The organism is Knoellia altitudinis (genome assembly GCF_042666355.1).
GTDB lineage: Bacteria > Actinomycetota > Actinomycetes > Actinomycetales > Dermatophilaceae > Knoellia > Knoellia altitudinis.
This window is the reverse complement of the sequence record NZ_JBHTDK010000001.1, coordinates 1,707,096-1,717,105: the sequence shown is the minus strand read 5'-3', so window position 1 is coordinate 1,717,105 and position 10,010 is coordinate 1,707,096. Positions and strand designations below refer to the sequence as shown.

At 70.2% G+C, this 10,010-nt stretch carries 6 protein-coding genes; all 6 read right to left on the bottom strand.

Annotated features, from left to right (window positions below; all coding sequences use genetic code 11):
* Positions 1-70: 70 nt before the first annotated feature.
* Entirely contained in the window at positions 71-1,732 is a 1,662-nt protein-coding gene (locus ACFQW8_RS08090) for a DUF58 domain-containing protein (RefSeq protein WP_380086484.1), read from the bottom strand.
* Positions 1,733-1,734: 2 nt separating this feature from the next.
* Complete coding sequence (locus ACFQW8_RS08085; protein WP_009776996.1) at positions 1,735-2,703, bottom strand: AAA family ATPase; 969 nt, start codon at positions 2,701-2,703, stop codon at positions 1,735-1,737.
* A gap of 384 nt (positions 2,704-3,087) precedes the next feature.
* The gene (locus ACFQW8_RS08080; RefSeq protein WP_380086483.1) at positions 3,088-5,955 is read right to left on the bottom strand and encodes an immune inhibitor A domain-containing protein; all 2,868 of its coding nucleotides are present in this window, start codon (positions 5,953-5,955) and stop codon (positions 3,088-3,090) included.
* A gap of 374 nt (positions 5,956-6,329) precedes the next feature.
* The gene (locus ACFQW8_RS08075) at positions 6,330-7,022 is read right to left on the bottom strand and encodes a hypothetical protein (protein WP_380086482.1); all 693 of its coding nucleotides are present in this window, start codon (positions 7,020-7,022) and stop codon (positions 6,330-6,332) included.
* Between the two features lie 3 nt (positions 7,023-7,025).
* Positions 7,026-8,510: a serine/threonine-protein kinase gene (locus ACFQW8_RS08070; protein WP_380086481.1), complete on the bottom strand. Its 1,485-nt coding sequence runs from the start codon at positions 8,508-8,510 to the stop codon at positions 7,026-7,028.
* The gene (locus tag ACFQW8_RS08065; RefSeq protein WP_380086480.1) at positions 8,507-10,000 is read right to left on the bottom strand and encodes an FHA domain-containing protein; all 1,494 of its coding nucleotides are present in this window, start codon (positions 9,998-10,000) and stop codon (positions 8,507-8,509) included. Before ACFQW8_RS08065 ends, ACFQW8_RS08070 begins: the two co-directional genes overlap by 4 nt.
* Positions 10,001-10,010: the final 10 nt, after the last annotated feature.

Genomic DNA, 10,010 nt, shown 5'->3' with positions numbered 1-10,010 from the left:
CTGCGAAGTATCTGGAGGAGCGCAGCGGGGCGGGTCCCACGGTCTGCGTGGGCAGAACTTCGTGGGGTGCTCATGCCAGAGCTCCACTGAAGAGGACGCGTCGGACGTCGGCGAGCTCCCGGACGGTGAGGATCGTCAGGCCACCCGCGCGACGGACACCGACCTGGGCGTCGGGGTCGATGACGAGGGCGACCTTGATGACCTCGACCTCGAACTGCCCGAGCGCTCGCTGGACCTGGATGAAGGGACGGTGCGAACCGGTGACGAGGATCGCGATGCTGGCGTCGGGGGCCAGGGCGGCGGCGTCACCGGTGGACGCGAACACGTCCATGGGCCCGACGGTGGCGCGGGCGAACGTGTCGAGGGTCAGCGGCGCCGTGGAGCGGGAGATGCGCTGGTCGTTGCAGACGATCGTCGTGTCCTGCTCGTCGAGGATCGAGCGCACCGCTAGCGAGGCGGCACACGAGATCGCGAGCTCCACGGCCGCGTCCTCACCGGTGTAGACCTCGGGTGAGGTGTCGACGACGACCGCGAGGTGGGACCGGCGGGTGTCGAGGAACTGCCGCACGAGGAGGCGGCCGTGCTTGGCGCTGGAGCGCCAGTGGATGTAGCGGCGGTCGTCGCCCGGCTGGTACTCGCGCAGGGCGTGGAACGCGAGGTCGGACATCGACAGGTCGGGGGTCACCTCGCCCTCGAGGTCGCGCAGCAGCCCGGCCCCGAGCGACTCGAGCGAGGTCGTCAGGGGGTGGACGAAGAGCTCGCTCTGCTCGGTCCACTCCATGGTGCGTCGCACGAGCCCGAGCGGGTCGCCGTGCACCGTCGTCGCGGGTCCGACCTGGATGACGCCCCGGCGCTCGGTCGGGACGACGAAGAGCTCCTCGTGGGACTTGCCGGAGCCGAGCGAGGGCAGGGTGAAGCGGGCCGCGGAGCGGCCCACGGGCAGCTCGACGAGCAGCGGGAGCATGCCGCGCCCGGAGAGGTTGCGGACCTCGATGCGACCGGTGGCGGGCTCGCCGACGGTGACGCGCGTCGGGTCGACGTCGGTGCGGATCTCGACCTTGGCATGGCCGATGGCCAGGGCGACGCAGGCGAGGAAGAGCACGAGGCAGGCGACCGCGATCATCGCCAGCTCGGTCCACTCGTAGCGGCTCGCCAGGAACCAGGCGACCAGACCCAGGGCGAAGACGGTCCACCCGAGCGGTGACACCCACGCCAGCGCGCGCGAGATCGGGCGCCACACCGGCTCGGAGGCCCGGGCGAGCGGCCTGATGCGGTCGCCGGTGAGGTCGAGGATGCGGGCGCCGGTCTGGGTGATCGCGGTCGGGATCTGCACCCGGGGCAGGGTGATCGTGGGGAGCTCGGGGCGTCGCCGGGTCGAGCGGTTGCTGACGCCACCGACGCGACCAGCCGCGCCAGCTCCCCCGGCGCCGCCCGCCCCACGGCCCGGGACGTCGTTGCGGCGCACGTCCTGGGTGTCGGCCTCGGGCCTGGAGAGGCCAAGGAGCGAGCGCCACCGGGACCCGCCGGTCGCGGTCGCGCCGGAGGAGCGCTGCCGGCTGGGCTGCTGCTGCGCCGGGCGGACCTTGAGGGAGGAGCGCGAGACGGTGGACTCGTCGCCGTCGACAGGGGTCGACGGGTCCTGCGCGGGCGCGGCAGGGCGCGACGCCCCACCACGCAGGTCGGAGCGCCGGATCGTGGCCGACTCGTCGTCGGGCCCCACCGGGTCGGACATCGTCAGGCGACTCGCTCGGTCGGCGGCGCGACCTCACCGAGGATCTGGTTGATGACCTGGTCGACCGTGATGCCGGCGAACTGCGCCTCGGCGGTCACGAGCAGGCGGTGGTTGAGGACCGGGTGGGCGAGCATCTTGATGTCGTCGGGGATGACGTGGGTGCGGCCCTGGCCGATGGCCCAGGTCTTGGCGCAACGGATGAACGCGAGGCAGCCACGCACCGAGAGACCGAGGCGGACGCTCACGTGACGACGGGTCTCCTCGGCCAGGCGCGAGACGTAGTCGAGGATCGCGTCGTCGACGTGGACCTCGTCGGCCAGCTCTGCCATGTCGAGGATGACCTGCGAGGTGACGACGGGCTCGAGGGCCTTGGTGCGGTCGCGGGTCTTGGCGTCACGCAGCACCCGCACGGTGGCCTCGTGGTCGGGGTAGCCGAGCGTCGTCTTCATGAGGAAGCGGTCGAGCTGGGCCTCGGGCAGGCGGTAGGTCCCGGCCTGCTCGATGGGGTTCTGGGTGGCGACGACCATGAACGGCTCGCCGACCTCGTGGCGGGTGCCGTCGACGGTGACCTTGCCCTCCTCCATGACCTCGAGGAGCGCCGACTGCGTCTTGGGCGACGCGCGGTTGATCTCGTCCGCGAGGACGATCGTCGCGAAGATCGGACCCTTGTGGAACTCGAACACCTTGGTGTTGGGGTCATAGATCGTCACACCGGTGACGTCGCTCGGCAGCAGGTCGGGCGTGAACTGGATGCGGCTGTTGGTGCCGTGCACCGTGCTCGACAGCGCACGGGCGAGCTGCGTCTTGCCGGTTCCGGGGAAGTCCTCGAGGAGCAGGTGCCCCTCCGAGAGCATGCACGTGAGGGCCAGTCGGATGACGTGCTCCTTGCCGAGCACGGCCTTGTCGACGTTGCTCACCATCGCCTCGAAGGTCTTGGTGAACCACGCGGCCTGGTCATGGGTGACCGTCATGGGTCGGGGTCCTCTCGTCGCGGTGGTGGGGTCAGACGTCGGATCGGGGGAGGCCCCTGCCTGGCCCCCGGCACCGATGCTCACCCCCCGTGGGTGCTCACACACCTGCGGACCGCTCGTCATGTCAAGAAGTCCCACGTATGCCGTGCTGAATGCTACCGGCTGTCCCCACCTCCCCCATGGGTGTCCGTACCCACGTCGGGCGGTCCTAGGGGGTCGGCGTCGTTGACCGGTTGGCCCCAACCTACGGCCCGGCCGCGACCGTGGCTGGCGTTCGCGCAGTTCTCCCGCATTCGAGACCGTGGGTATGCCGTCCGTTCACCTCCGGGCAGCACCGGGCCCGCACCCCGTCAGGGATGCGGGCCCGGTGGTCGGTCGCCTTGACTACTTCGCGCTGGGCGGAGTGATCTTGATCTGAGCGGCCATGTTGCCCTTGTAGGCCTTCGAGACGGTCACCGTCGTGCCCAGACCGACACCGTCATCTGCCGGGTTACCCGTACCGAGGGGGGTCACCAGGCCGATGTCAAGGCCGTAGTACTGCGGCAACGGCTTGCCGTTGGCGTCGACGACGCGCGTGCTGTAGGGCGCGTTGCCCAAGCTCGGAACCACCGTGGACGCGTCCGCGTCACGGTAGAAGAGGCTCTCGCCTCGGATCTCGATGCCGGGGTACCAGCCCTTGTTGTCGGTGAACGACTTCACGGGTGCCTGGGTACCGAAGGTGTTGCACGCCTCACCGGTGAAGTCGGCCTTCGTCGAGCACTCCTTGAACGGGTAGGTCCCGAACAGGTTGAACGCGGCGTTGGACGACTGCGGACGGGACGGCAGGTTCTTCAACGTGCTCGGGTCCAGGGCCGCGTTGGCTCCGGTCCGTCGCAGTGGGTCGAAGTGGCTGTCGACGATGAGCAGACCACCCTTGGCTCCCTCACTGGGCAGGCTCGTGAGGTTGTTGAGGACGTGGTTGGCGTCGCCGTACGACGTGTCGCGGTACCAGACGAGAGCACCGGGAGCGTTGTACTTGATCTTCTCGACCTTCCACGCTCCGTCCTCACCCAGCTTCTGGTACGTCGTGTCGTAGGCGTACTTCAGGCCCTCGTCGAACCCGTCGAAGTTGCGCCACTCCACGAGGTAGTACTGCTCGCGCGAGCTCGAGCCGGTGTCGATGACCCAGCCCGCTCCCAGCGCCGAACCGTCCACCCACGTGCCCTTGGTCGCCGTCCAGCCGGCTGCGCCACCTTCGACGTCGTCGGACCACGTGGTGGCGCCGCCACCGGTGACCGAGAAGTCGTCGGCGAACCAGCCACGCTCGGTGAACGCTGCATCGGTGCCCATGAGCAGGCGGACCTGGATGGTCTTCCCACTCCACTGCGACAGGTCGATGTAGTCGTGTCGCCAGCCGTTGCTCGTCCCGGTGAGGCCGTACTTGCGGTTCCCGAAGGACGCGAGGTTGCCGTTGGGGTCGGGGTAGCCGTCTGGCGTGGTGACCGCGGTGCCGGCCTCGTTGTAGACCTTCTGCGGGGTCCAGGTGGCACCCCCGTCAGTGGAGACCTCGACGAAGCCGAAGTCCCAGTCCTTCTCGATGACGTAGTTGTTCCACATCCAGAACTTGCTGTCCGCGGCTGCCGGGACGGTGACCGACCGGGTGAGGGTGTTCTTCGCCCAGCTCTGGTCGTTCTGACCCCACCACATGTTGGCCCCGCTGTGCGGCGTGGCCAGGGTGAGCGACTTCGGCGGCAGGTTGATCTTGACACCGTCCGCCGAGCCCTTCGGGGTGCGGCTGGTCTGGCCCACCTTGACGGCCGTGGGGTCGTCACCGGGGTTGATCTGGACCGGGTCGACCCAACCGAGGACCCACTTGTCCCAGAGGCCCATGTGGGTGGGCATCGACTGGAAGATCGGGCCCGAGTGGGAGCCGGAGCTCATGAGGTCCCAGAAGTCGACGTCCGAGTCACCACCACTGGCGGTGTCGTAGAGGTCGGGGAGTCCGAGGTCGTGGCCGTACTCGTGCGCGAAGACGCCGACGCCGGAGTCCTCGGGCTGGACGATGTAGTTGGACAGCCGCAGGTTGGTGCCGGGGACCGCAGCCCCACCGGGCACGGCCGACGAGTGCGCCCAGATGGCGTAGGGGCCCTCGGCGCCCCCACCACCGGACTTGTCCTCACCGGCGTGGACGAGCACGACGTGGTCGATGACACCGTCGGGCTCGAGGAGGTTGCCGTCACCGTCGCGGTCGCCCTGGTCCTCGAGGTCGTAGTCGGCCCAGGGGAAGTTCGGCTGCGCCTTGGCAAGCGAGGCTACGGCGTCGATGGGTAGCTGGCCCGGACCGCGGGGGTTGTCGGGGTGACCCTGCATGTCCTGGACGGCGCTGTAGACCCACTCGCCGTTCTCGTCCTTGTGGCAGGTGGTCGCGCCGTAGTAGCCCTCGGAGTGCGGGACCGTGATCCACGGGGTCGCGGAGCCGCCCACGGTGTAGGCACCCTTCGACATCTCCTCGTACATGTTCTTCATGGTGTAGCCGGAGATGTCGACGCCGGGCTTGCCGTCAGGACCGGTCAGGTCCGGGCGGACGCGCTCCGTGATGCCTTCCTTAGTGTAGAGCATCGTGTTGAAGTGCTCGGACGAGAAGTCCGGGACCCACATCGAGTTGTTGTCGGCGAGCGCGCTGCCTGCCGGGTTGGGGATCTGGTTGTGCGTCGGCCCGTTCTGGACGTTGCCGGGGACACAGTTCTCGGCGCCGTAGCCGTCGGGGACCATCGAGCCGCTGAAGTCGTCGTTCGCGGTCTCGCTGAACTCCACGAGGATCGTGAGGAGCTTGGCTTCCTGTGTCGTCTTGGCCTGCTTGAACTTCTTGGCCTTGGTCGCCTTGATCGCCTTGGGGCTCTTGCCGGTCTTGATCGCCTCGGCCTCGAGCTTGGCCAGCTGCCGCGCAGCCACCGGGTTGCCCTGGCTGTGCTTGCGGTCGACCTGCTTGGCCTTGGCCATCGCCGACTGCTTCTCGGCAGCCGACTTCTTCGACACCGCCTTGCCGTTGACCTTGACGGCCTTGTCCGTCCCGAAGGCGCTCTCCATCCGCGGGGCCACATAGTTGATGTAGCCCTGCGACGCAGCGGCGTCGGTGTCGGCACTGGCCGGACCTGGGTTGGGGGCGGCAGCGACGGAGCCCGACCCGAGGGTCAGTCCGGTCGCGGCCAGTGCAACAGCGGGCGCGATTGCGAGGTAACGCCACCGCGCGCGCGAGGATCTGCGAGCTGTCATGTCTCTCCTCAAGGAACCGGACCGGAGCCCGGGCGTCCGCACTCCATTGCACGAACTTCTGTGCATTCTGCCGCGTCACTCCCCACTAGGGAAGAAGTTTGCGACGAGTGGTCACCCCGAACCCCCACCCCCACCCAAAAGACCAGCCCAGTCACGCCGCTGGCCACCCCCCCAGATCCGCGCCGGCCAGTCCTTGCGGGGCGAGACGTGCGTCGACGGGTCGCGGACGCGACGTGCGGACAGCGCGTATGCCGGTTCGCCGCTGGCTGGGCCTGGCGGGAGCGCGGAGTGCGGTCTGCGCGCGCAGCGCGGATGGGACTGCGGCGAACCGGCATAGGCGCAGGCAGCCCAACGGCATACGCAACAAAGCCGAGTCAGTCGAGCAGCGCGAGATCGGCTTCCGTGACCATGCGCGTGGACAGCGCGTGCTCGACAAGGCGCGACTTGCGGTTGCTGGCGAGCTTGCCGGGACCACCGTGCAGCCCTCGGGTGCCGGCGTCGGCCAGCTTCTGACAGACGTTGTCGAGCTTGCGGTTGAACTTCGTCGTCGTCCACCCGAGACGGGCGGCGGCCTGGGCGGAGGACGGGATCTGGCCCTGGCCGGCATACGTCGTGCGCACGAAGCTCTCGCAGAGCGCGACGATGAGCAGCTTCTGGTCGGGTGTCATGGAGACCCGACCGACCGTGGTCTCGCCCGGAGAGTCCTCGGGCTCCAGCTCGGGCTCGGTGACGATGGACGTGAACGTCGCGTCGTCGACGGTGATGTCGAAGTCATAGGTCGTGGGGCCGGCGGTGAACCAGACCGTGAAGGCCTCGAGCGCGAGCGGGATGCGGGCCCCGGGTGAGAGCCACGCCTGGAAGAGTCCCTGGCGGTCGCCGACCGTCGCGGTGAGCGTCGAGCCGACGTTGGTGAGCCACCACAGCTCGTGCTCGCGGTGGACCTGCAGGAAGACGCGGTGGAGATAGGGGTTGTCGTCGATCTCGACGTCGGCGACGCGCCCGATCGTCAGGGGCGCGTCATCGGGCGCCCTGAACTCCTCGCCACAGAACTCCACGGTCACTGCCATCGGTCAGCCTCCCTTCACGCACTTGATGGGTGAGTATGCGGACGTGGCGCCGGCCGCGCGTGCCACCGCGACCTGCGCGCACACGGACGCACCGGACTTGGCGGGCACGGTGTGCGGCAGCTTGCGCACGGTCGTCACCTCGGCCTGCGCGACCTCGGCCTCGCTGGCGGCGATGCGCATGCGATAGAAGTCGCCCTTGCGGACGCCGGCGTAGTTCCACAGGAAGGTGACTCCACCGGAGACGGACCGGCCGTCGATCGCCACGTCCTGGGGGATGTCGACGACGGGTTCGCCCTGGCCGCCGGTCACCGAGGCCGACGGGGCATCGGTCGCCAGGTCACTCGGTTCGTCGCCGCCGCGGAAGCCGATCGCCCACACCACGGTGCCCACGAGCAGGACCATGAGCACGCCGATCCCGGCCAGGAGTGCGCCGCCGCTGATGGTGGTCGGCGGGGGCCCTTCGTCGGTCTCGGTGGTGGCCGGTCGGCTGGCGGGCCCGGGGGCATAGGACTGGGCGGACGTCACCGTGGGTGCGCGGACACTCGTGCGGTCGGGGTCGGTGTGCTCCGGCGCCGCCTGACCCCTGCTGTCGGCGACGGTCGTGTGACCGGACTCGTCGAGGACGACGATCGGGGTGCGGGCGAACCGCTGCTCCTGCTCGATCGCCTGAAGGGCCCGAGCGAGGTCGATGGCGGTCTGGGGTCGGGTGTCGGGCTTCTTGGCCATCGCGTGACCGAGCAGCCGTTCGAGGCTCAGCGGGACGTCGGCCCGCCCGGTCTGCGGCACGGGGGTGGCCCGGATGCGCGGCATGAGCGAGTAGGCGGAGTTGTCGCCGCCGGGCTGCTCGAACGGCGAGCGCCCGACGAGGAGGTGCCACAGGGTGGCCGCGAGCGAGTAGACGTCGCTGCGGGCATCGCCGTTGCTCTGCCCGTAGAGCACCTCCGGTGGGGACCACGGCACGGAGACACCCACGTCCTCGTCGTGCTCCTCCTGCCCGACCGCGCGTCCGGCGATGCCGAAGTCGGTGAGGCCGGGCGCGCCGTACTGGCTGATGAGGACGTTGGCCGGCTTGATGTCGCGGTGGGTGATGCCCGCCCGGTGCGCGGTCTCGACCGCACTGGCCAGCTGTATGCCGGTGCGCAGCACCTCCTCGACGCTGAGCCGCTCCCGCTTGGCCCGGGTTGCGAGGTTGGGCGGCGGGTAGTACTTCATGACGAGGTAGGCCCCGCCGTCGGGAAGCGTCTCGCTGCGGAAGACCTGGACGATGTAGGGGTGGTCCGCGAGCTGGGCCATCGTGTTGGCCTCGTCGACGAACTGCCTCAGGATCGTGGGCGTGAGCCCCTCTCGCTTGAGCACCTTGACGGCCACCGGCATGCGGGGCTGCTGCTGCTCGTAGAGGAAGACGTCGGCGTAGCCTCCCGAGCCAAGGGGTTGGCGATAGACGAGGCCCGGGATGTCGGGGGCCGCGTCCGGTGCTGCTCGGGTCACTCGGAGACCTCGTAGGTGAGGGAGACCTCGTCGGCCAGGGTGAGGATGGCGCCCGGCTCGATGCCGAAGTCCTCGGTCGGGCGCAGCCGCACCGGCTCCTGTCCGGGCAGGGTGACGGTCGTGCCGTTGGTCGAGCCGAGGTCACGCACCAGCACGTGCCACCCCTCGAGGATGACCTCGGCGTGGTTGCGGGAGATGTCGTTGTCGCGGGAGGCGAGCCGGACGAGGTGGGGGCGGCTGCTGGGAGGGAGGTCGGCGTTCACCTTGGGCGCGCGGCCGAGCAGGATCCCGCGGTCCAGCGGCACGACGCCACCCGAGGAGACCCGCAACGTCCCGAGCTGGGGGCGGGGCGTCTGGAACGGCTGCTGCGTCGGGATGTCTCGCTCGCACACCCGGCAGGTGCTCGCGTGCGGTGAGGAGTGGTGACCGGCCGGGCAGATGACGGCCAGGACGACCGGGCTGTCGGCCGGACCCTCGGTGCCGGGGGTCAGCGCGCTGCGGTCCATCGTCACGTCGGGGGCCGGGTTCGCGGCCGGGGCACGGTCGGCCACGGGCGGAGGTGCGGGCTCGTCGACCGACGGCGGCTGCTGGGGAGCGGGGCCGGTCATGCCCCAGTTGTCGGGTCCGGTGGGCCCGTCGGCCGGGTGCGGTTCCGGGACCGGGGCGGGCACCGGGGACGGGGCGGCACCAGCGCCCTGCCCCTCGGGGAGCGTGCGCCACGGAACGCTGTCGATGAGGGCCTTCTTGCCGGACTCGGCCACGGCGGCCGGGGGGATGCGCTGCGCCGGAGGGGATCCGGCGTACTCCTCGGAGGGTGGCAGCGTCAGGTCGGCCGGGGGCACCGGCGGGGCGGCGGGTGGCAGCTCGGGCACGTCGGGGGCGGACTCCTCAGCGGGCTCCGGCTCCGCATCCGCGTCCGGCTCCGCGTCGACGTCAGGCTCCGCGTCGACCTCGGGCTCTGTGTCGACCTCAGGCTCGGACTCGCCGGCCACGGCCGCCGCCTCCTGCTCCACTCCGGGCTCTGGTTCGAGCTGGGGGTCCGGCTCGGGCTCTGGCTCCGGTTGGGGGTCAGGCTCGGGCTCCGGCTGGGGCGCGGGCGCGGCGACGCCGACTGGTCGACCCAGACGGGTGGGGCGCCGCCAGCCACCCTTCGGACCGTCACCCAGCTCGAGCACCGCAGCGTCGACATCCAGGTCACGCCACGGCATACGCCCGTCTGCGGTGACGGCAGAACCGTCGGCCCGCACGGTGGCTTCGCCGCGCACAATCACTCGCGCCTGCTCGCCGGAGGCGTCGACGAGGGCGAAGTCGGGCAGGGCCCGGAGACCGTCACGACCCAGGGCTTCGAGCACCTCGACGAGGCCCGACTCCAGTGGACCGCGGAGCTCGTCCGCGACGACCGAGGGCCCCCGGACGATGAGGTGACGGTCGTCGGCCGACAGCGCCACCCACCCGACGGCGGGCTGGGTCGTGACCTCGGTGCTGCTCACTGCGATCGTC